This is a genomic window from Haloferax sp. Atlit-6N (genome assembly GCF_003383195.1).
In the GTDB taxonomy this organism is placed as follows: Archaea; Halobacteriota; Halobacteria; order Halobacteriales; family Haloferacaceae; genus Haloferax; species Haloferax gibbonsii.
The window spans coordinates 274,763-294,838 of sequence record NZ_QEQJ01000001.1 but is presented as its reverse complement, the minus strand read 5'-3'; the positions used below and the strand labels follow the sequence as shown (position 1 = coordinate 294,838).

Annotated in this window: 20 protein-coding genes; 11 read left to right on the top strand and 9 right to left on the bottom strand. The window is 68.7% G+C overall.

All coding sequences use genetic code 11. The annotated features are described in order from the left end of the window. The first annotated feature begins 98 nt into the window (after positions 1-98). Entirely contained in the window at positions 99-353 is a 255-nt protein-coding gene (locus DEQ92_RS01440) for a hypothetical protein (protein WP_004977066.1), read from the top strand. Here the strand turns inward: DEQ92_RS01440 and DEQ92_RS01435 are convergent. Next, entirely contained in the window at positions 350-1,210 is an 861-nt protein-coding gene (locus DEQ92_RS01435; protein ID WP_115804824.1) for a 3-hydroxyacyl-CoA dehydrogenase family protein, read from the bottom strand. The genes DEQ92_RS01440 and DEQ92_RS01435 overlap by 4 nt on opposite strands. Before the next feature lie 124 nt (positions 1,211-1,334). On the opposite strand from DEQ92_RS01435, the gene DEQ92_RS01430 reads away from it, so the two are divergent. The 4 genes from DEQ92_RS01430 (at position 1,335) to DEQ92_RS01415 (ending at position 5,963) form a co-directional block, all read left to right on the top strand. Then, complete coding sequence (locus DEQ92_RS01430) at positions 1,335-2,264, top strand: helix-hairpin-helix domain-containing protein (protein ID WP_115820329.1); 930 nt, start codon at positions 1,335-1,337, stop codon at positions 2,262-2,264. Between the two features lie 302 nt (positions 2,265-2,566). Beyond that, entirely contained in the window at positions 2,567-3,460 is an 894-nt protein-coding gene (locus DEQ92_RS01425; RefSeq protein ID WP_004977061.1) for a class 1 fructose-bisphosphatase, read from the top strand. Positions 3,461-3,668: 208 nt separating this feature from the next. Continuing rightward, positions 3,669-5,414, top strand: coding sequence for an acyl-CoA carboxylase subunit beta (locus DEQ92_RS01420; protein ID WP_004977059.1), 1,746 nt, complete (start codon positions 3,669-3,671; stop codon positions 5,412-5,414). 189 nt (positions 5,415-5,603) lie between these two features. Beyond that, entirely contained in the window at positions 5,604-5,963 is a 360-nt protein-coding gene (locus DEQ92_RS01415) for a DUF5658 family protein (protein ID WP_004977058.1), read from the top strand. Here DEQ92_RS01415 and DEQ92_RS01410 read toward each other — a convergent pair. Next, complete coding sequence (locus DEQ92_RS01410; protein WP_004977055.1) at positions 5,947-6,402, bottom strand: DoxX family membrane protein; 456 nt, start codon at positions 6,400-6,402, stop codon at positions 5,947-5,949. The genes DEQ92_RS01415 and DEQ92_RS01410 overlap by 17 nt on opposite strands. Before the next feature lie 96 nt (positions 6,403-6,498). Continuing rightward, positions 6,499-6,999, bottom strand: a complete 501-nt coding sequence (locus tag DEQ92_RS01405; RefSeq protein WP_338072316.1) for a MaoC family dehydratase — start codon at positions 6,997-6,999, stop codon at positions 6,499-6,501. 184 nt (positions 7,000-7,183) lie between these two features. On the opposite strand from DEQ92_RS01405, the gene gdhB reads away from it, so the two are divergent. The 5 genes from gdhB (at position 7,184) to pyrI (ending at position 12,300) form a co-directional block, all read left to right on the top strand. Next, positions 7,184-8,470: a glutamate dehydrogenase GdhB gene (gene gdhB / locus DEQ92_RS01400; protein ID WP_004977053.1), complete on the top strand. Its 1,287-nt coding sequence runs from the start codon at positions 7,184-7,186 to the stop codon at positions 8,468-8,470. 51 nt (positions 8,471-8,521) lie between these two features. Further along, on the top strand, positions 8,522-9,361 hold the full coding sequence (locus DEQ92_RS01395) for a CoA ester lyase (protein WP_115804826.1): 840 nt from the start codon (positions 8,522-8,524) through the stop codon (positions 9,359-9,361). Positions 9,362-9,499: 138 nt separating this feature from the next. Continuing rightward, the gene (locus tag DEQ92_RS01390) at positions 9,500-10,753 is read left to right on the top strand and encodes a Glu/Leu/Phe/Val dehydrogenase (protein WP_004977051.1); all 1,254 of its coding nucleotides are present in this window, start codon (positions 9,500-9,502) and stop codon (positions 10,751-10,753) included. A 168-nt stretch (positions 10,754-10,921) separates the two neighbouring features. Then, complete coding sequence (pyrB, locus tag DEQ92_RS01385) at positions 10,922-11,836, top strand: aspartate carbamoyltransferase (protein WP_004977050.1); 915 nt, start codon at positions 10,922-10,924, stop codon at positions 11,834-11,836. Next, the gene (gene pyrI / locus DEQ92_RS01380; protein WP_004977049.1) at positions 11,833-12,300 is read left to right on the top strand and encodes an aspartate carbamoyltransferase regulatory subunit; all 468 of its coding nucleotides are present in this window, start codon (positions 11,833-11,835) and stop codon (positions 12,298-12,300) included. The genes pyrB and pyrI overlap by 4 nt, the downstream gene beginning before the upstream one ends. A gap of 5 nt (positions 12,301-12,305) precedes the next feature. On the opposite strand, the gene DEQ92_RS01375 is transcribed toward pyrI, so the two are convergent. Next, on the bottom strand, positions 12,306-13,847 hold the full coding sequence (locus tag DEQ92_RS01375) for an ATP-binding protein (RefSeq protein ID WP_115804827.1): 1,542 nt from the start codon (positions 13,845-13,847) through the stop codon (positions 12,306-12,308). A gap of 412 nt (positions 13,848-14,259) precedes the next feature. Between DEQ92_RS01375 and DEQ92_RS01370 the strand changes: the two genes are divergently transcribed. Further along, positions 14,260-15,135: a hypothetical protein gene (locus tag DEQ92_RS01370; RefSeq protein ID WP_004977047.1), complete on the top strand. Its 876-nt coding sequence runs from the start codon at positions 14,260-14,262 to the stop codon at positions 15,133-15,135. Positions 15,136-15,412: 277 nt separating this feature from the next. On the opposite strand, the gene DEQ92_RS01365 is transcribed toward DEQ92_RS01370, so the two are convergent. From DEQ92_RS01365 to DEQ92_RS01345, 5 genes are all read right to left on the bottom strand, one after another. Further along, on the bottom strand, positions 15,413-16,171 hold the full coding sequence (locus DEQ92_RS01365) for a glucose 1-dehydrogenase (protein WP_115820328.1): 759 nt from the start codon (positions 16,169-16,171) through the stop codon (positions 15,413-15,415). A gap of 148 nt (positions 16,172-16,319) precedes the next feature. Beyond that, entirely contained in the window at positions 16,320-17,036 is a 717-nt protein-coding gene (locus tag DEQ92_RS01360; RefSeq protein ID WP_004977044.1) for a ThuA domain-containing protein, read from the bottom strand. Between the two features lie 98 nt (positions 17,037-17,134). Then, positions 17,135-17,944: an enoyl-CoA hydratase/isomerase family protein gene (locus tag DEQ92_RS01355; protein WP_004977043.1), complete on the bottom strand. Its 810-nt coding sequence runs from the start codon at positions 17,942-17,944 to the stop codon at positions 17,135-17,137. 69 nt (positions 17,945-18,013) lie between these two features. Next, positions 18,014-19,066 carry an o-succinylbenzoate synthase gene (menC, locus tag DEQ92_RS01350; protein ID WP_115820327.1) on the bottom strand — a complete coding sequence of 351 codons (1,053 nt, stop codon included), beginning with the start codon at positions 19,064-19,066 and terminating at the stop codon, positions 18,014-18,016. 2 nt (positions 19,067-19,068) lie between these two features. After that, entirely contained in the window at positions 19,069-20,007 is a 939-nt protein-coding gene (locus DEQ92_RS01345; protein WP_049905205.1) for a 1,4-dihydroxy-2-naphthoate polyprenyltransferase, read from the bottom strand. Between the last annotated feature and the right edge of the window lie 69 nt (positions 20,008-20,076).

The following is a 20,076-nucleotide window of genomic DNA, read 5'->3' as shown; positions in this document are numbered from 1 at the left end:
CGCGGGACGGGATAAAAGGGTTCGCGCGGGATTTCAGGTTTGATAGCCTTCTCCTTCGCGGGGCAACAGTTTCGTCTCCTCGCGGTCAAGGTGAGCGTATGCCCGCAGACGACTTCCTCTCGCCGTCGTTCGTCCTCTTCGTCGGCGGATTCGTCGCCGCCGTGTTCCTCTTCGGCGCGCTCATCGCCTTCGTCGCCGCCGCCGGGTCACAGACCGTCGAAGGGTTGGCGCTGGCGCTGGCGGGGCTGGGCGGGCTGTTTCTGGTCGCGGGGGCGGTCGGTGCCGGTGTGATGCGCTATCGCCGCGGTTCGGATTCGGCGTCGAAGACGGCGGCGACCGGAGAGCGCCGTTAGTCGTACTCGTAGAAGCCCTTGCCCGTCTTCTTGCCGAGGTCGCCCGCCGCGACCTTTCGCTTGAGCAGGTACGCCGGCTTGTAGCGGTCGCCGAGTTCCTCGAACAGCGTCTCGGAGGCGTCCAGACAGATGTCGAGGCCGATGTGGTCCGCGAGGGTGAGCGGGCCCATCGGGACGTTCGTGCCGAGGGTCATGCCGCGGTCGATGTCCTCCTTGGAGGCGACGCCCTCGTCGTAGGCGCGGATGCCCTCGTTGAGCCACGGCATGAGGATGCGGTTGGTGACGAAGCCGGGCTTGTCGTCGGACTCCCACGTCTCCTTGCCGAGGTCCTCGGAGAAGTCGTGGGCGAAGGCGACGACCTCGTCGTCGGTCTTCTCGCCGCGGACGACCTCGACGCCCTTCATAATCGGGACGGGGTTCATGAAGTGGAGGCCGACGACGAGGTCGGGGCGCTCGGTCGCGGCCGCGATGGTCGTGATAGAGAGCGTGCTGGTGTTGGTCGCCAGCACGACGCCCTCGGGGACGATGTCGTCGAGGTCGGCGAAGACCTCGCGTTTCACGTCCATGTTCTCGACGGCCGCCTCGACCACGAGGTCGCAGTCGGCGAGGTCCGCGAGCTCGGTCGTCCCCGAGATGCGCCCCTTGGTCGCGTCGGCCTCCGCCGCGGTCAGTTTCTCCTTCGAGACGAACCGCGAGAGGCTGTCGTCGATGGCCGACAGGCCGCGTTCGACGTACTCCGCTTCGAGGTCGCGCATGACCACGTCGTAGCCGGCCATCGCGGCCACCTGCGCGATGCCGTTGCCCATCGTTCCCGCGCCGACGACGCCCACCGTGTCGATATCTTCGGTATCGTACATGTCCGGTTCTGCGCGAGGTGGGGAGGTAAAACTTGCCGATGCGTTCGGAATAGTGACAGACTCGTGACTTTCACGGGAAGACTCAAGTCGGGCGCAAGAATGGGGATATGCAACGGTGACTGGGGTGAACGACGCCGGCAGATACGACGAAGACGACGCGGGCGGGGACGGAGGGGAAGCCGTCTCGGACGCGCGCCGGAGCGACGGCGAGGGCACGAACCGGGCAACCGAGGCGGACGAGGCGAGCGAGGCGGACGAGGGGCCGTCGAACCCCGACGAGGCGCTGACGCACCTGCTCAGACCGCGGGGTCGACGCGCGAGCGACGCCGTGCCGACCGAGCTACAGGACCTGAAGTACGTCGGCCCGGCGACGGCCGAATCCCTCGCCGAGTCGAACATCGACGTGGACGCTATCGTCGACGGCGAGGTGTGCTACCGCGACCTCGTCGCCGCCGGGACGAACCCCGGCGTCGCGGCGAAGATTCGGCGCTGGCACTCGCTTTCGTGGTCGTTCAACTCCGGCGACGACCTCGACCGACGCTCCTCGCAGGTTCGCGGGCTGGGCGACGACGAGCGCGCGTGGGTCGCCGCGAGTTCGGGTGACTGGGACGCCACCGACGAGGCAGGTACCGGTGACGACGAGCACGACGCCGGCGATTGGACCCCGAGCGGAACGGAGGCGGCGGGGTCGAACGGGCCAGCGCGGGACGGAGATTGGACGCCGTCGGGATCGGACGACGACGCGGAAGCGCGCTCGGAGCCGACGACGTCGGGCGACTGGACACCGAGCGGGGCAGAGGCGGCGGACGCGTCAGCCGACGGCTCGGGAGACGCGCTCGCGGCCGAGGCGGCGTGGCGCGAGCGGTCGAAGCCGAAGTCGCTGACGACGCTCGCGGGCGTCGGCGAGGACGACGCGGAACTGCTCGCCGAGGCGGGCGTCCGCTCCGTCAGGCGACTCGCCACCGCGGACCCGGAACACGTCGCCGACGCCCTCCGAATCGACCCGACCGTCGTCAGCGCGTGGAAGGCGCAGGCGCGCGACGCGATGGAGTGAGCGTCCCGCCCCGCACGTCCCGAATTTTTACTATCTGAGTAGTAATTTTCATTCGGAGAATCATTTCCCGTAATATTTCGTTACGAACCCCATAACGGACGAATTCGGCAATATCTCCTAAACCACATTAGACGCAGATTTTATATAGGTAGTTACACCACTTTGAATCAGATGATGCCCGGCTCCGACACGGCCGTCGACTCCCCGCAGACGGTATCTCCCGCCCCGACGACGCTCGGGGAACGCTCCCGCCTCGCCGACGATTCACGCCCGACTCGCCGACGCTCCGAGGGGTGGGCCTGATGGCGACGACGGACATCAACACCGCCGACACCGCCCGCGACGTGCGGACCATCGACGGCGTGGTCGACGTCATCGCGACCACCGCGCCCGAGATTCGAACCGGTCTTCCCGGCCGCCGCGTCACCGCCGAGGACGAGAACCCGAGCGGCGAGACGCAGATGGCCGCCGACGTGTTCGCCGACGACCTCCTCTGCGAGCGCATCGGCGCGCTCGAGGGCGTCGGCGAGTACGCCAGCGAAGAGCGCCCCGAGTCCGTCGACGTGGGAACCGGTCGGCTGTCGGTCGCGGTCGACCCCCTCGACGGCTCGTCGAACCTGAAGCCGAACAACACGATGGGGACCATCTTCGCGGTGTACGAGGCCCCGCTGCCGGCCCACGGCCGCGACCTCGTCGCCGCGGGTTACGTCCTCTACGGCCCCGTCATGACGATGGTCGTCGCCCGCAACGGCACCGTCGACGAGTACGTCATCCACGACGACGCGAGCTACGAACTCGTCCGCGAGGACGTCACCCTCCCCGACGAGGGGTCGGTCTACGGCTTCGGCGGCCGCGTCCCCGACTGGACCGACGACTTCGAGACGTTCGCCCGCGAGGTCGAACAGGACGCCTCGCGCAAGCTCCGCTACGGCGGGTCGATGATCGGCGACGTGAACCAGATTCTCACCTACGGCGGCATCTTCGCGTACCCCACGCTGGAGTCCGCCCCCGAGGGCAAACTCCGCGTCCAGTTCGAGGGCTACCCCATCGGCTACGTCATCGAGACGGCCGGCGGCGCGACCTCCGACGGCGCGAAGTCGCTCCTCGACGTGGACAAGGACGACCTCCACGCGCGGACCCCGATGTACGTCGGCAACACCGACCTCGTGGCGAAGCTCGAAGCGGCGCTGGACTGACGCGCGGCCGACCCGTCTATTGGCGGGACTAGTCCGCCGACCCCACCGACCGTCCCGAGCGAACCGAAACGACCGGGCACACTCGTTTTCCGCGGACTCCGTCGTCGACAGCGACCGGTCTCCGGCCAGATAGTCGTCGGCCTCCGTTCGCCCGACCGGCAAATCATACATGGAAAACCATTTTGAATACGGTGGTGCATCACCGAGTATGAAGGTCAGAATCGGCGACGGCGCGACCGGCGACGAGGCCGAGGCCATCGCCAGCGCGCTGGCGCGACACCTCGGGACGGACGTGAGCGTCTTCGTCGGCGACGGCGAGGAGGCCGTCGCGGACGCCGAACCGCCCGCGGACACCTTCCCGCTCGACGACGACATGGGACCAACCGAGCGCGAGGAGAAACTCCGCGAGGAAATCGCCGACATCCTCGGCGGCGGCCCCGAGAAGTACAAACAGCGATTGCCGGAGTCCGGCAAACTGTTCGTCCGCGACCGCCTCGACCGCTGGTTCCCGGAGGGACTGAAGTTCGAAGACGGCAAGTTCGCCAACTTCGACTCGTGGCACGAGAACTCCCCCGAGGTCGACGAGGCGGACCCGAACACCCGGCTGCCCGGCGACGGTCTCCTCACGGGTGCCGCCGAGTTCGAGGGTCGCGACCTCCACTTCATGGCCAACGACTTCACCGTCAAGGCCGGGTCGATGGCCCGCCGCGGCGTCGAGAAGTTCCTCCGCATGCAACAGCGGGCGCTCAAGACCGGCAAGCCGGTGCTCTACCTGATGGACTCCTCGGGCGGCCGCATCGACCAGCAGACCGGCTTCTTCGCCAACCGCGAGGGCATCGGGAAGTACTACTACAACCACTCGATGCTCTCGGGGTACGTCCCGCAGATATGCGTCCTCTACGGGCCGTGTATCGCCGGCGCGGCCTACACGCCCGTCTTCGCCGACTTCACCATCATGGTCGAGGGGATGTCCGCGATGGCCATCGCCTCGCCGCGCATGGTGAAGATGGTCACCGGCGAGGAGATATCCATGCAGGACCTCGGCGGCGCGCGGATGCACGCCGAGGAGTCCGGCAGCGCCGACCTCGTCGCCCGCGACGAGGCGCACGCCCGCGAACTCGTCTCGCAGCTCGTCACCTACCTCCCCGACAAGGCCGGCGAGAAGCCGCCTCGTTCGGAGCCGAAACCGCCGCGGTACTCGCCCGACGGCATCGACGAACTCATCCCCGAGTCGCCGAACCGCCCCTACGACGCCCACGACCTCATCGAGCGCGCCGTCGACGCGGAGTCCGTGTTCGAACTGAAGCCCGACTACGGCAAGGAAATCGTCACCGCGTTCGCCCGCATCGACGGCCGGCCGGTCGGCATCGTCGCCAACCAGCCGACCGAGCGGTCGGGGGCCATCTTCCCCGACGCCGCCGAGAAGGCCGCGGAGTTCATCTGGACCTGCGACGCCTACGAGATTCCGCTTCTCTACCTCTGCGACACGCCCGGCTTCATGGCCGGCTCGCAGGTCGAAAAGGACGCCATCCTGGAGAAGGGCAAGAAGTTCATCTACGCCACGTCGTCGGCGACGGTGCCCAAACAGACCGTCATCGTGCGGAAGGCCTACGGCGCGGGCATCTACGCCATGGGCGGCCCCGCCTACGACCCGGAGAGCGTCATCGCACTCCCCTCGGGCGAAATCGGCATCATGGGTCCGGAAGCCGCCATCAACGCGGTCTACGCGAACAAGCTCGCCGACATCGACGACCCCGAAGAGCGGGCGCGGATGGAAGACGAACTCCGCGAGGAGTACCGCGAGGACATCGACGCCCACCGGATGGCGAGCGAGGTCGTCATCGACGAAATCGTCCCGCCGTCGAGCCTCCGCGACGAGCTCGTCGCCCGCTTCGAGTTCTACGCCGACGTGGACAAGTCGCTTCCCGACAAGAAGCACGGAACGGTTCTCTGAGCCGACCTCGGCGGTTAATGCTCCGTTTTTCCGGCGGGTAATCTCACGGTAACTGACCTAAGCGGCTCGTACTGAGGACGGTCGGGATGCTACGGACCTCATCGTCGGCCGACTCCCGTTCCGTCCCACTCGGTCCCACCCGACCTGTCACGTCCCGGCTTCGGGGCCGTCGCCTGCCGATAGCCCGCCATGAGCCACGAAGTTCCCCTTCCCGAGACGCCCCGAGCGGCACTCGCACACGCGGTAAGCGACGAGCACGTCCTCTGGACCGTGACGATGCTGGCGTTCGTCCTCGACGTGTTGACGACGCTCTACGGGCTCGGCCGAGGCCTCGCCGAACTGAACCCCGTCGTCCTCGCGCTCATCCCCGCGTTCGGCCCGGTGGGCGCGCTCATCTCGCTGAAGCTCGTCGTCCTCGCGGTCGCGGTCGTCGCGTGGCACGTCCTCCCCGGCCGCTACCGCGGCGCGATTCCCATCGGCGTGGCCGTTCCGTGGGGCGTCGCCGGGCTGATGAACACCCAGCTCATCCTCGTCACGGTGTTCGGGTAGGCCGCCGGAGCGACTCGACCAAGACGGCCCACGCGAGCCCCGCGAGCCCGATGTCGCGGGCGAGCACGTCGCCGAACAGGCCGCCCTCCGCGACGAAGACGACCGCGAGGTAGAGACACGTCGCCGACAGCGAGACGGCCGCGACGGCGCTCGCGAGGGCGGTGTAGCGGTCGGCGACGATGGCCGCGCCGAACCCGACTTCGAGGACGCCGTTTGCGAGCATGAACGTCACCGGCGAGACGACGAGCAGCGGCGCAAGCCACGGGACGACGTAGGCCGACCACGAAAGCGGGTCCAGAAGCTTGTGGACGCCCGCGGCGAACACCATCGCGCCGAGGCCGACCCGGGCGACCGTCATCGGCTCCGGGGCGCGGGCGGCGACCGAAGCGGACCAGTCGGCCGCCGAGGCGGCCCGCGCGGAGAGGCCGTCGAAATCCATGTCCCGGCTAGCGACCCCGGGGAGAAAACGGTGCGGGTGGGTCGCGGAGACGCGGGGCGACGCGCCGTGGCTCGACCCAACCCGGCCCGGCCCGGCTCAGGCGTCGTCCGCGTCGGCGGCGAACTCGCGTTTCAGCGACAGCGCCGTCCGCTCGAACTCGCAGACCAGGTCGTCGTCCTGATTGAACACCTCGACTTTCATCGTCACCACGCCGCGCTCGCCGTCGGAGGTCTCGCGCTTGTCGAGGACGGTCGTCTGCGCGCGGAGCGTGTCGCCGTGGAACACCGGGTTCGGGTGGGACACGTCGTCGTAGCTGAGGTTCGCCACGATGGTCCCGTCTGTCGTGTCGGGAACCGAGAGACCGACCGCGAGGCTCATGGTGTAGAGACCGTTGACCAGTCGCTCGCCGAACTGCGAGTCGCCCGCGAACTCGGCGTCGAGGTGGAGCGGCTGCTGGTTCATCGTCATGTCGCAGAAGCGCTGGTTGTCCGACTCCGAGACGGTCCGTCGCTTCTCGTGTTCGATGGTCTGACCGACCTCGAACTCCTCGTAGTATAGCCCGGTCATGGTGAACCGTGTGATAGACCGTGATAAAATCGTGCCGGTCGGCCCTCCGGTGTGACAACTATTGCCCCGAGCGAAACTAGATAACAACCATTATAATTATCCACAATAGAGGATTGCGAAAGCGCCCGATGGCGGCCGATTCGCCGGCCGCGACGGGCGCGGGACAGCGCGTCTGTCTCCCGGCTCAGCCGGCATCCGCCCGGCACGAACCATCATGGCATCCGCAGCACCATCCACCGCGACGGACGACGAACCGACGGAAGAGACAGCCCTCGAGACGGCCCGCCGGCAGCTCGAACGCGCGGCGGCGCACCTCGACGTCGACCCCGGCGTCATCGAGCGGCTCCGACACCCGAATCAGGTCCACCGCGTCTCGGTGCCCCTCGAACGCGACGACGGCTCGACCGCGGTCTACACCGGCTACCGCGCCCAGCACGACAGCGTCCGCGGGCCGTACAAGGGCGGCCTCCGGTTCCACCCCGGCGTGACCGAAGCCGAGTGCATCGGGCTCTCGATGTGGATGACCTGGAAGTGCGCCGTGATGGACCTCCCGTTCGGCGGCGGGAAAGGCGGCATCGTCGTCGACCCCAAGGACCTCTCGACCGACGAGAAAGAGCGGCTCACCCGCCGGTTCGCAGAAGAGCTTCGCCCCTTCATCGGCCCCACGAAGGACATCCCCGCGCCCGACATGGGCACCGACGCCCAGACGATGGCGTGGTTCATGGACGCCTACTCGATGCAGGAAGGCGAGACGACGCCCGGCGTCGTGACGGGGAAGCCGCCTGTGGTCGGCGGGAGCAAGGGCCGCGACACCGCGCCCGGCCGCTCCGTCGCCATCATCGCCCGCGAGGCCATCGACTACCTCGGCTGGGACATCGAAGACACCACCGTCGCGGTCCAAGGGTTCGGGTCCGTCGGCGCGCCCGCAGCGCGCCTCCTCGACGACGAGGGCGCGACCGTCGTCGCCGTCTCCGACGTGAACGGGGCCATCTACGACCCCGACGGCCTCGACACCCGCGACGTGCCGACCCACGAGGAAGAGCCCGAGGCGGTCATGAAGTACGACGCGCCGCGGAAACTCTCGAACGAGGAACTGCTCGAACTCGACGTGGACGTGCTCATCCCGGCGGCCGTCGGGAACGTCCTGACCGCCGAGAACGCCCGCGACGTGCAGGCGAACCTCATCGTCGAGGGCGCGAACGGCCCGACCACCTCCGCCGCGGGCGAAATCTTCGAGGCGCGCGAGCTTCCGGTCGTCCCCGACATCCTCGCCAACGCCGGCGGCGTCACCGTCTCGTACTTCGAGTGGCTGCAGGACCTCAACCACCGCTCGTGGTCGCTCGAACGCGTCCACGACGAACTGGAGACCGAGATGCTCCGCGCGTGGACCGCCGTCCGCGAGCGCGTCGAGGAACACGACGTGACGTGGCGCGACGCCGCCTACATGGTCGCGCTCGAACGCGTCTCCGAGGCCCACGAACACCGCGGCCTCTGGCCCTGAGCCGGGTCGGCGACGAGTCGATATTTCACCGCTCCCCCCGATACACACACCATGCCCCGACGAAGCGTCCTGTTTTCCCCCGGCGACCGACCCGAACTGCTGCGGAAAGCCCCCGGCGCGGGCGCGGACGTGCTCGTCTTCGACCTCGAAGACGCCGTCTCGCCCGACAGGAAAGCCGAGGCTCGGGAGACCGTTTCCGCGGTCCTGTCGGACCCCGACTTCGACCCCGACGCCGAGGTCGCGGTCCGCGTCAACCCCGGCGAGGCCGGCCGCGACGACATCGCCGCCGTCTGCGCCGCCCACCCGCCGGACGCGCTCGTGGTCCCGAAGGCGACGAGCGCCGACGACGTGACGAGCGTCGCCGTCGCGGCCCGCGAGGTCGGCGCGGACTGTCCCGTCATCGCCATCGTCGAGAGCGCGGCGGGCGTCCTCGCCGCCCCCGAGGTCGCGGCCGCGCCCGACACGACCGCCGTCGTCTTCGGCGCGGAGGACTTCGCCGCCGACGTGGGTGCGACTCGGTCCGACGAGGGAACCGAGGTGCTCTACGCCCGCGAGCGCGTCGTCGTCGCGGCCGCGGCCGCCGGCGTCGACGCCATCGACACCCTTCACGTCGACTATCGGGACGAGGCGGGGCTCCGCGAGGACGCCGCGTTCGGTCGACGACTCGGCTACGACGGGAAACTCGCCATCCATCCCGCGCAGGTCCCCGTCATCAACGAGGCGTTCTCGCCCGACGACGAGGACGTCGCGTGGGCCAAGAAGGTGCTCCGCGCCCGCGACGAGGCCGCCAGCGAGGGTCGAGGCGTCTTCGGCGTCGACGGCGAGATGATAGACGCCCCGCTCGTCAAACAGGCCGAGAACATTCTCGACCGCGCCGGCGAGTCGTACTGAGCGCGCTCGGGCCGGCGCGACCCCCCGTCGGTCCAACCTCCGTTAGCTGTTACCTTTTATCAATGAGTATGTGTCTCAATAGTGTGGTATGCTAAAATCCCCGCTACGCTTAACCGGATGCCCGGAGCGTATTAGGACATGGCACAAGAGGCGAATCCCTTCGAGAGTCTACAGGAGCAAATCGACGACGCGGCCGCCTACCTCGACGTGCGCGACGACGTTATCGAGCGGCTGAAGAACCCCGAGCGAGTCCTCGAAACGAACCTCGCCGTCGAGATGGACGACGGCGACGTCGAACTGTTTCGCGCCTACCGGTCGCAGTTCAACGGCGACCGCGGCCCGTACAAAGGCGGGATTCGCTACCACCCGAACGTCAGCCGCGACGAGGTGAAGGCGCTGTCCGGCTGGATGGTGTACAAGTGCGCCGTCGTGGACATCCCCTACGGCGGCGGCAAGGGCGGCATCGTCATCGACCCCAAGGCGTACTCCGAGTCCGAACTCGAACGCATCACCCGGTCGTTCGCCAAGGAGCTTCGCCCCCTCATCGGGGAGGACCGCGACATCCCCGCGCCCGACGTGAACACCGGCCAGCGCGAGATGAACTGGATTAAGGACACCTACGAGACCCTCGAAAACACCACCGCACCGGGCGTCATCACGGGGAAGGCGCTCTCGAACGGCGGAAGCGAGGGCCGCGTCGAAGCGACCGGTCGCTCGACGATGCTCACCGCCCGCGAGGCGTTCGACTACCTCGGCCGCGACATCGAGGGCGCGACCGTCGCCGTCCAGGGCTACGGGAACGCCGGCTCCGTCGCCGCGAAGCTCATCGACGACCTCGGCGCGTCAGTCGTCGCCGTCTCCGACTCCTCCGGCGGCATCTACGACGCCGACGGCCTCGACACTCGCGCGGTCAAGCAGTTCAAAAACGAGACCGGCACCGTCTCGGACTACGAGGGAACGGAGGCCATCTCCAACGAGGAGCTTCTCACCCTCGACGTGGACCTGCTCGTCCCCGCCGCGCTGGAGAACGCCATCGACGGCGAGCTCGCCCACGACGTGAACGCGGACGTGGTCGTCGAGGCCGCGAACGGCCCGCTCACGCCGGACGCCGACGACGTGCTCACCGAGCGCGAGGTCCACGTCTTCCCCGACATCCTCGCCAACGCCGGCGGCGTCACCGTCTCGTACTTCGAGTGGGTCCAGAACCGCCAGCGGTTCTACTGGACCGAAGACCGCGTCAACGACGAACTGGAGCGCGTCATCGTCGACGCCTTCGAGGAGCTCGTCGACGCCTACGAGACCCACGACCTGCCGAACTTCCGCACCGCGGCCTACGTCGTCGCCATCCGGCGCGTCGTCGACTCCTACGACTCCGCCGGGAACTGGCCGTAAGGTCGAGTCGGTTCGGCGTCGGTCGTCGCCGCGTGTTCCGACCGTTTCGACCGAGTTTCTGTTTCCGCCGCGGTCGGCGGTGTCGGCGATTCTGTGCATGGTGGTGAATATCACGCGGAGCGTCCGATGCCGGGGGATTCAAGTCGGTGTAGGTCGCGTCATTCATCGATGCGTCAGGACCACCTCATCTCCGCGTCGCACCTCTCGCGGGAGGACATCGAGGCGGTGCTCGACCGCGCGGCCGACATCGACGACGACCCGGCCGCGTTCCGGCAGCGACACGCCGGAAAGGTTCTCGGGCTCTGTTTCTTCGAGCCGAGCACGCGAACTCGGATGAGCTTCGACTCCGCGATGAAACGCCTCGGCGGCCAGACCGTCGATATGGGACCGGTCGAGTCGTCGTCGGTCAAGAAGGGCGAGACGCTCGCCGACACCGTCCGCGTGGTCGAGGGCTACGCGGACGCGCTCGTGCTCCGCCACCCCAGCGAGGGCGCGGCCACGATGGCCGCCGAGTTCGTCGACGTACCGCTCGTCAACGCGGGCGACGGCGCGGGCCAGCACCCGAGCCAGACCTTGCTGGACCTCTACACCATCCGAGAGAACGCCGGCCTCGACGACCTCACCATCGGCATCATGGGCGACCTGAAGTACGGGCGGACGGTCCACTCGCTGGCCGAGGCGCTGACGAACTTCGACGCCAGCCAGCACTTCATCAGCCCCGAGAGCCTGCGGCTCCCCCGGAACGTCCGCTACGACCTCCACGCCTCGGGCGCGCAGGTCAGAGAACACACCGAACTCGACGAGGTGCTCCCCGAACTCGACGTGCTCTACGTGACGCGCATCCAGCGCGAGCGCTTCCCCGACGAAAACGAGTACCGAAAGGTCGCGGGACAGTACCAAATCGACTCGGAGACGCTGGAGGCGGCGGCGGACGACCTCACCGTCATGCACCCGCTCCCCCGCGTGGACGAGATTTCGCCGGACATCGACGACACCGACCACGCGACGTACTTCGAACAGGCCCACAACGGCATCCCGGTCCGGATGGCGCTGTTGGACATCCTCCTCTCCCAAGACCGATGACAGACGACCACCAACTCCGCGTCTCGAAGATTCGAAACGGCACCGTCATCGACCACGTCGCCGCGGGACAGGCGCTCAACGTCCTCGCCATCCTCGGCATCGACGGCACCAGCGGGGAGGCGGTCTCGGTCGGGATGAACGTCCCCTCCGACCGCCTCGGGCGCAAGGACATCGTGAAGGTCGAAGGCCGCGAGCTGAGCCAGTCCGAGGTGGACGTGCTGTCGCTCATCGCGCCCGCCGCGAGCATCAACATCGTCCGCGACTACGACGTGGTCGAGAAGAACCGCGTCGTCCGCCCCGACGCCGTCGCGAGCATCATCTCGTGTCCGAACAGGAACTGCATCTCCAACGCCGACGAACCCATCCGGTCCCGCTTTACGGTCCTCTCGGACGGCGTGCGCTGCGACTACTGCGAGACCATCGTCCGCGAGGACGAAGTCGCGGCCAACCTCGACGTGAACTGACCGGTTTAGGAGTCGTTCGACGCCCTTTTTCCCGCGGCGCTCGCCTGACAGCGGTGGTCCTCGTCGGCGAACTCGACGCCGTCGAACTCGAAGCGCGCGCCGCCGGTCGCCGCCGACCCGACGGAGACGGTCCAGCCGTGGGCCTCCGCGAGCGACCGGACGATGTCGAGACCGAAGCCCGTCCCCTCGGGCGAGGTGGTGAAACCGCGTTCGAACACCCGCGCGGCGACGGCGGCGTCGATGCCGAAGCCGTCGTCTTCGACCGCGAACGTCTCGTCGGCCGGCGACGCGGTGACGCGGACGGTCAGCGCCGGGGTGCGACCGCCCGTGGAACCGTGTTCCACCGAGTTCCGAAACAGGTTCTCGAACAGCCGCTGGAGCCGACCGGGGTCGGCGTGAGCCGTCGCGCCGGACTCGACGACGAGCGTCGCGTCGCCCGTCTCGACCGTGTTCCACGCCCGGCGAGCGACCGCTTCGAGCGAGACGGGCGCGAAATCGATGACCGCCCTTCCGCTTCGGGCCGCGGCCAGCACGTCGTTGACGATGTCGCTGATGCGGGTCAGCGAGGTCGCGACCCGTTCGAGATGTTCGGAGTCGTTGGCCTCCCGTTCGAGGTCGAGAAAGCCCATCGAGATGGAAAGCGGGTTTCGGAGGTCGTGCGAGAGGACCCGGGCGAACTCCCCGAGTCGCTCGTTTTGCTGTGCGAGCTGCTCTTCGTGCTGCCGGCGGGTCGTGATGTCGCGGCCGACGCCGCAGAAGCCGACGACCTCCCCGTCAGGCCCCGTGAGCCGGCGGCCGGTGAGTTGGAACAACAGCGTCTCGTCGTCGGTCGGGAGCCGCGCTTCGACGACGGTCGTCCCCGTCCGCATCACCTCCTCGACGGCGCGCTCGACCGCCGAACGGTCGGCCTCGTGGAAGAACGCGTCGGCCGACATGCCGGTGAGTTCGGCGTCCGACAGGCCGGTGAGTTCCGAGAGTCGCTCGTTCCACGAGACGAGTTTCCCCTCGCGGTCGTAGACGTAGAACACGTCGTCGAGGGCGTCGAGCGCGTCTTCGATGAACCATTCCGTGTCGACTGCCTCCTCGACCGATTCGGCCGTCTCGCGGGCGTCCCGCGTCCTGTGGCGCTCGCGGGCGAGTCGCCGGACCCGCGAGCCGAGCGGGTCTTCGGCGCCGTCGGCACCACCGGCGTCGTCGGCCGTCGCCGTCGCCCGCGCGAGGACTTCCTCGCGGGCGAGGTACGCGTCGATATCCAAGTCGACCAGTTCGGTCACTGAGTGGTCGGCGTCACCGGGCGCGAGGAAGACGACCGGGAGGTCGTCACCGGCCGCGCGAATCTCGCGGAGCAGGGAGACACCGTCACCGTCGGGAAACGCCGAACCGAGAACGAGACAGTCGTACGCGTCGTCGCCGTCGAGGGCGCAGCGAGCGGCGGCGAGCGTCTCGGCCGACTCGACGGCGGCGTTCGAGACCGTCCGCTGGACGGCGCGGGTAATCGCGCGGTCGCCGTCGGCGGAGAGGACGCGGAGCGGAGTATCGAGTTGCATCGGGCGGAGCAGAGGAAACTGAACGAGTGACGGAATGCTCTCAGATAAGATAACGTTTCTGCGCTTTCTGTCATTTAATTAACGCCAGTTCGGAACGTGCATCCAGTTTTTAAATCGCTCGCCACAGTTGCCCCGGTGTCGTAATCACTTAGTGCGGTGCGGTCGAAGTTCTCGGCATGTCCAAGAAGGCCAAACTGGTTCTGGTACTGGCGCTCGTGGCGGTCCTCTACACCGTGTTCTCCGGGAGCGGAGACACCGTCGAAGTCGAAATCGAAGAGTAACCACCTTTTCGCGTGCTCGGCCGCGTTCGGCCGGGTTCGCCTCACTCGCGGCCGGTCAGTGACGACGCCCGAAGAGGAGGTGCACGCCCGAGAGCGAACGACTTACCCGCCGCCCGCGCGAAGGCGGAGCCATGTACGGGGTCGTCACGCGCAACGAGGAAGAAGTCGACTGGCCGGAGTTCGACCGCGGCTTCTACGAGGTCAAGGACGTCACCGGCCGGGCGGCCGAACCGCTGTCGAACGCCGTCAACATGATATCGTGTTTCGGCGACAACGCCGCCGCCAACGAGAGCCCCGAGTTGGTCCCCGTCGACGGCGAGGGGAACCCGGCGACGCGGGACCGAACGTACTTCGACTGGGCGTACATCTGCCCGACGAACGAGAAGTACCGCGCCGGCCTGCTCGAAATCGTCGAGGACGCCGCCGCGGCCAACGGCGACGTTCGCCTCGACGACGTCGGCTTCCCGCGCGACGAGTACTGCCGGTGTGACCGGTGTACCTCGCAGTTCGAGGCGTGGGCCGTCGACCGCGGCCGCGACGCCGACGACGAGGACGCCTGGTTCGAGTGGCGCGCCGAGGTCATCACCGACTTCGTCGCCGACGCGGCCGAGCGCGTCCCCGGTCGCCTGTATCTCACGCTCTATCCCGACCCCTATCCGGGCCACCTCTACCGCCGCGCCGGCCTCGACATCGAGGCGCTCTCGGCGCACGTCGACGAGTTCGTCGTCCCGCTCTACGACACCAACTACGGGACGACCTACTGGCTCGAAACCATCGCCCGCGGCTTCGTCTCGCTTTTGGAGCCCTACGACGTCGACTTCTCGCTCGAACTGTACGCCGTGAACGTGGACGTGGACGACCTCATCCACGCCATCGAGGTCGCAGACGAGTACGCGAAGGACGTGCTGTTCGGCTACGACGCGAGCAACGCCGCCGCGACGCTCCGCCGGATGACCGCCGACGGCTCTCGCGGGAAGACCTACCACCCGGAAGACGCGACCCGCTGAGCCGGCCGCTGTTCGCCGTCCCGAGCCGCGGGGACGGTCGCGGGTGCCCTCGGGAGTTTCAGAACGCGCCGGCGAGGTAGCCGATGACGACGATGCCGAGGAGGAAGACGAGCGCCGCGAACGCGAACAGGGCGAACATGAGTCGCCGCTGTCCGCTCGTCGGTTGTGCCATGGGCGTTCTCCGGACCGCACCCACTTATGATAGTCGGCGCTCCGGACGGTCCCGTCCGGGCGGGCGAGCTCCGGCGGCGAAAAAACGGGGCTCTGCGCGGGTCGGCTACGGGACGACGTAGCCGCCGTCGACGACCATCGGGTGGCCGGTGACGAACGACGCGTCGTCGGAACAGAGGTAGACGACGGCGCTGGCAACCTCCTCGGGTTTGCCGAGGCGGCCGATTGGCTCGTCTTCGAGCAGTCCGGCCCTCGCCTCGTCGTCGCCGGCGGTGAATCGCTCTATCATCGGCGTCTCGATGACGCCCGGACAGACCGCGTTGACGCGGACGTTCTCGGCCGCCACTTCGAGCGCCGCCGAGCGGGTCAACCCGATGACGCCGTGTTTGGCCGCGTAGTAGTGCGCGAGGTTCGCGCCGCCGGTCAGTCCCGCCACGGAAGACGTGTTGACGATGGCGCCCCCGCCGTTCTCGACGAGGCGGGGAATCTCGTACTTCAGGCCGAGGAACACGCCGGTCAGGTTGATGTCGATGACCCGCTGGAAGTCCTCGATGGACATCTCGGCGATGGGGCCCGGCGTCCCCTCGATGCCCGCGTTGTTGTGCGCGAAGTCGAGGCCGCCGAACTCGCTTACCGCCCTGTCGACGAGGCTCGCCACGTCGCTTTCCTTCGAGCTATCGGCCTCGAAGAATGCGGCGTCGCCGCCCTCGATTTCTATCTCTCGGACGACCTGCTCGCCGGCGTCCACCTGCACGTCCGAGAGCGCGACCATCGCGCCCTCCTCGGCGAACCGGAGCGCGGTCGCCCGACCGATACCCGACGCCGCGCCCGTGACGAGCGCGACTTTCCCATCGATTCCCTTCATGATATCACCACGACCCGCCGGCCGCGTGGGCGGCGCGGTCGTGCGTGCCAGTAGGTGTCACTCGGAAATAACGCCTCTTCAGGGACGCGTGACGCTCTCACGGCCGAGAAAAACCGATTACTTCGCCCCGCGCTCAGCGACCGACGGCTCAGTCGAGGTCTTCGATGGGCTCCGCGTTACCGAAGTACGGGTCGGGACCGTCGCCGGGGGCCGCCCAGTCGACGGCGTTGTCGAGGACGGTCCGAACCTCCTCCTGCTCGTAGATGGGGTAGGTCTCGTGACCCGGCCGGAAGTAGAAGACGCGGCCCTTGCCGCGGGTGTAACAACAGCCGGAGCGGAACACCTCGCCGCCCTCGAACCACGACGTGAAGACGAGTTCGTCCGGCGCGGGGATGTCGAACCGCTCGCCGTACATCTCGGCGCGGGGGACCTCGAACGACTCGGGAAGTCCATCGGCGATGGGGTGGCCGGGCTCGACGACCCAGACGCGCTCTTTCTCGCCCGACTCGCGCCACTTCAGCGAGCAGGTCGTCCCCATCAGGCGCTTGAACGGCTTGGAGTAGTGGCCCGAGTGGAGGACGAGCAGGCCCATCCCGTCGCGGACGCGGTCGACCACGCGGTCGACGATTGCGTCGTCCACCTCGTCGTGGGCCTTGTGCCCCCACCACGCCAGCACGTCGGTGTCGTCGAGGACCGACTCGGTGAGGCCGTGTTCGGGCTCGTCCAGCGTGGCGGTCTGCACGTCGTAACCCGCCTCGCGGAGCCCCTCGGCTATCGTCGCGTGGATGCCGTCGGGGTAGATTTCGGCGACCTCGTCGTTTTCCTTCTCGTGTCGGTACTCGTTCCAGACGGTGACGGTGACCATACTCCCGCCGTCGCCGGGCGGCGACAAGTATGCACCGACAGCGAAATGCGCCGAAGGCGAGGGCGAGGGCGGCCCGTGGCGGTCCCCCGCCGAGTCGGCTACTTGCCTTCGAACTCCGGTTCCCGCCGGCTCATGAACGACTCCACGCCCTCGGCGTGGTCGTCGGTCCCGAACATGACCGCCTGCGCCGACGCCTCGTGTTCGATGGCCGCCTCGATGGAGTCGTCGGGGCGGCGCAGCAGGCGCTTGGAGGCGGTGAGCGCCTTCGTCGGGCCGCCGGCGATGCGCTCCGTGAGGGCGTCGAGTTCCGCCTCGAACTCGTCCTCGTCGGCGACGCGGTTCACGACGCCGAGTTCCAGCGCCCGCTCGGGGCCGAGTTTCTCGCCCGTGTAGACGAGTTCCATGGCGACGTTGCGCCCGACGAGTCTGGGAAGGAGGTACGACAGCCCGGAGTCGACCGCGAGGCCGACCCGGCGGAAGCCGAAGCCGACGGAGGCGTCTTCGCGGAGGAGTTGGAGGTCGCAGGCGATGGCGAGCGCGCCGCCCGCGCCCACGGCCGGGCCGTCGATGGCCGCGACCGTCGGCAGGTCGCACTCGTAGACGCGGCGCACGCAGTCGGCGGTGTCGCGGACGACGTGGTCGACCGCCTCGGGGAGCGTCATCGCGTCGGCCTGTAGCTCCAGCATGGCGTTCACGTCGCCGCCGGCGCAGAACGCGCCCGCCTCGTCGCTGCCGCGGAGGACGACACAGCGCGCCTCGTCGGGGAGCGAGCCCAGCGCCTCGCGCACGCCGGCGGTGACTTCGACCGTCAGCGCGTTCCGAACCGCCGGGGCGTCCAGCGTCACCGTCGCCACGCCGTCGTCGAGCGCGAGCCGTACCGCGTCGGAGTCGAGTTCGACCTCGGTCATCCCCCGGTTCGACGTGCAGAACCGTGAAAAACGTTTGGACCGTGGAGAGTTGAATCGTTGCCGACCGGCTCAGGAGAACAGCGCGGACACGTCGATACCGAGGCCCGGACCCTCGGGGACGCGCATCCGACCCTCGCGCACGGGAGCCGGGTCGGCCGCGAGGTCGGCGTCGAGGAGCGAGGCGGTCGCCAGCCCGTGGGCTCGTTCGCCGGGAAGCGACGCCGCGACGTGGAGCGCGCCGAGTCGGGCGACGACGGCGTCGATGGTGGTCGTGACGACGACGTCGACGCCGGCGTCGCGGGCGCGAGCCGCGAGGTCGCGGACGCGGTCCGGGCCGCCGAGCGCCATCGGCTTGCAGACGAGCACGTCCGCCGCGTTCGAGGCGAGCGCCCGCTGCGGCGGGACCGCCGCCAGCGACTCGTCGAGCGCGATGGACGTGTCGTGGAGCCGCCGGAGGACGGCGTGGCCGTCGAGTTCGTCGGCGGGAAGCGGCTGTTCGAGGTAGTCGAGGTCGAGGCCCAGTTCCTCGACCGAGTCGAGAAAGCGGTCCGCGGTCCAGCGGTCCCACGCGGCGTTCGCGTCGGCCCGGAGCGACACGTCGGGACCGACCGCCTCGCGGACGGCCCGCAGGCGCGCCACATCGTCGGTCGGGTCCCGCGCGCCGACCTTCAGTTTGAGGCAGTCGTACCCCGATTCGACGGCGGCCTCGGCGGCCTCGACGGTCGCCTCGGGACCGTCGTCGCCGAGAGTCGCGTTCACCGGAAGCGAGGTGTGCGAGTCGGTGGCTAGGGACGCGGCGAGCGGTCGGTCGGCGGCGCGAGCGCGGGCGTCGGCGACGGCGAGCGAGACGGCGTGTCTCGCGGCGGGCGCGTCCGCGAGCGACCCGTCTTCGAGTGCGGATACGGGGTCGGCGTCGGCCGCGGCGTCGCCTTCGGCGAGGTCGGCGAGCGCGTCGCGGCAGTCGCCGAGCGACTCGGTCCAGCCCGGAAGCGGCGTCGCCTCGCCGACGCCCGTCTCGCCCGCGGCATCGACCGCGACGAGAAGTCCCTCGCGGCGCTCGATGTCGCCCTTGGCGGTCGAAAGCGGCGTTTCGAGGTCGACGGCGAACTCGCGGAGGCGCATCGTCACGCGAGGACGAGGCCGACCGAGAAGAGGACGGCGTAGAGCGCGAGGAGTTTGCCCGTGTCTTCGAGCGCGGGGTTGAGCTTCTCGCCTTTCGTCTCGGTGACGACCGTCCGCGCGATGCGGGCCGCGACGGGCATCGAGAACATGGGCAGGAGGACGAACCAGTCGAAGCCCGCGCGGGTCCACAGGTAGGCGGGGACGACGTAGGCGAGCGCGAGCATGGCGACGTACTCGGCGCGGGCGAAACCGTAGCCGAACCGGACCGCGAGGGTCCGCTTGCCCGTGGTCGCGTCTTCCTCCTTGTCGCGGACGTTGTTCACGACGAGGATGTTCGTGGAGATGGCCGCGATGGGGAGGCTGGCGACGACGGCGACGAGCGTGACGGTTCCCTCCGGGATTCCGACCGTGAGCGGGGCGGCGAGGACGCTCGCGGCCTGCACGTAGAACGTTCCGACGACGGCGACGAGGCCGAAGAAGACGAAGACGAACAGGTCGCCGAGGCCGTGGTAGCCGAGGGGGTACGGGCCGCCGGTGTAGGCGATGCCCGAGGCGACAGAGAGCAGGCCGATGACGAGGATGGGCACGCCGCCGACGTAGACGAGGTAGGTGCCGAGGAGGATGGCGGCGGCGAAGGTGAGGTACATCGCCCGCTTGACCTCGGCCGGCGGGATGAGCCCGCCGGCGGTGACGCGGGTGAAGCCCTCGCGGGCCTCGGTGTCCGCGCCCTGCACCGCGTCGTAGTAGTCGTTGGCGAAGTTGGTCCCGACTTGGATGAGAAGCGCGCCCACGAGCGCCGCGAGCGCGGGGAGCGGGGCGAACAGGTCGGCGTGGACGGCGACCGCGGTGCCGACGACGACCGGCGCGGCGGCCGCCGGGAGCGTCTGCGGCCGCGACGCCATCACCCACGCCCGCCTGCGAGAGATGTCCTGCGTGCTCATTGTCTGCATACGAGGGCCGAAGCAGTGAGTAAGTTCCTATCCGAAAGCGCGCGACGCCGGGGCGGTGGG

Coding starts and splice junctions, on each gene's coding strand:
- DEQ92_RS01440 (WP_004977066.1), top strand. CDS start 99: ATGCCCGCAGACGACTTCCTCTCGCCGTCGTTCGTCCTCTTCGTCGGC.
- DEQ92_RS01435 (WP_115804824.1), bottom strand. CDS start 1,210: ATGTACGATACCGAAGATATCGACACGGTGGGCGTCGTCGGCGCGGGA.
- DEQ92_RS01425 (WP_004977061.1), top strand. CDS start 2,567: ATGGCGACGACGGACATCAACACCGCCGACACCGCCCGCGACGTGCGG.
- DEQ92_RS01420 (WP_004977059.1), top strand. CDS start 3,669: ATGAAGGTCAGAATCGGCGACGGCGCGACCGGCGACGAGGCCGAGGCC.
- DEQ92_RS01415 (WP_004977058.1), top strand. CDS start 5,604: ATGAGCCACGAAGTTCCCCTTCCCGAGACGCCCCGAGCGGCACTCGCA.
- DEQ92_RS01410 (WP_004977055.1), bottom strand. CDS start 6,402: ATGGATTTCGACGGCCTCTCCGCGCGGGCCGCCTCGGCGGCCGACTGG.
- gdhB (WP_004977053.1), top strand. CDS start 7,184: ATGGCATCCGCAGCACCATCCACCGCGACGGACGACGAACCGACGGAA.
- DEQ92_RS01395 (WP_115804826.1), top strand. CDS start 8,522: ATGCCCCGACGAAGCGTCCTGTTTTCCCCCGGCGACCGACCCGAACTG.
- DEQ92_RS01390 (WP_004977051.1), top strand. CDS start 9,500: ATGGCACAAGAGGCGAATCCCTTCGAGAGTCTACAGGAGCAAATCGAC.
- pyrB (WP_004977050.1), top strand. CDS start 10,922: ATGCGTCAGGACCACCTCATCTCCGCGTCGCACCTCTCGCGGGAGGAC.
- pyrI (WP_004977049.1), top strand. CDS start 11,833: ATGACAGACGACCACCAACTCCGCGTCTCGAAGATTCGAAACGGCACC.
- DEQ92_RS01375 (WP_115804827.1), bottom strand. CDS start 13,847: ATGCAACTCGATACTCCGCTCCGCGTCCTCTCCGCCGACGGCGACCGC.
- DEQ92_RS01370 (WP_004977047.1), top strand. CDS start 14,260: ATGTACGGGGTCGTCACGCGCAACGAGGAAGAAGTCGACTGGCCGGAG.
- DEQ92_RS01365 (WP_115820328.1), bottom strand. CDS start 16,171: ATGAAGGGAATCGATGGGAAAGTCGCGCTCGTCACGGGCGCGGCGTCG.
- DEQ92_RS01360 (WP_004977044.1), bottom strand. CDS start 17,036: ATGGTCACCGTCACCGTCTGGAACGAGTACCGACACGAGAAGGAAAAC.
- DEQ92_RS01355 (WP_004977043.1), bottom strand. CDS start 17,944: ATGACCGAGGTCGAACTCGACTCCGACGCGGTACGGCTCGCGCTCGAC.
- menC (WP_115820327.1), bottom strand. CDS start 19,066: ATGCGCCTCCGCGAGTTCGCCGTCGACCTCGAAACGCCGCTTTCGACC.
- DEQ92_RS01345 (WP_049905205.1), bottom strand. CDS start 20,007: ATGAGCACGCAGGACATCTCTCGCAGGCGGGCGTGGGTGATGGCGTCG.